The organism is Vibrio sp. 1069 (genome assembly GCF_033340555.1).
The window spans coordinates 1-638 of sequence record NZ_JAWOWP010000508.1; the positions used below are offsets into that span (position 1 = coordinate 1).

The window sequence follows — 638 nt, forward strand, 5'->3', positions numbered from 1 at the left end:
CCACAAGGGATGGTGAAAGCCGTCGACCGAATGAGCCTAACGCTCAATGAAGGTGAAATCCGAGGCTTGGTGGGCGAGTCTGGCTCAGGTAAAAGCTTAGTTGCGAAAGCGATCGTGGGGGTTTGTAAGGACAACTGGCGAATCACCGCGGACCGAATGCGCTTGGGTAACATCGACCTTTTACAGCTTACGCCGAAAGAGCGTCGACGCGTCATTGCCCGCGATATCGCGATGATCTTCCAAGAACCCTCAACCTGTTTGGACCCTTCCGAAGAAGTGGGACGTCAGTTAATTGAGTCTATCCCCTCTCGCGCCTTTGAAGGCAAGTGGTGGGAGCGATTCAAATGGCGTAAAAAACAGGCCATTGCGCTACTGCACAAAGTTGGTATCAAAGATCACAAACGCTTGATGGGCAGCTACCCGTACGAGCTAACAGATGGTGAATGTCAAAAAGTCATGATCGCCATGGCCATCGCAACCAAACCTAAATTGTTGATTGCTGACGAACCAACTAACGACTTGGACCCCATCACTCAATCGCAGATTCTGCGTTTGTTGAGCCGAATGAACCAGCTCAACAACACCACGATTTTGCTGATCGGTCACGACTTGGCTACCATTACGCAATGGGCAAGCCG

General features: G+C 51.1%; 1 protein-coding gene. It reads left to right on the forward strand.

Annotated features, from left to right (window positions below; genetic code table 11):
* On the forward strand, positions 1-638 hold a 638-nt coding region (locus tag R7040_RS27440), incomplete at both ends, for an ATP-binding cassette domain-containing protein (protein WP_318097738.1).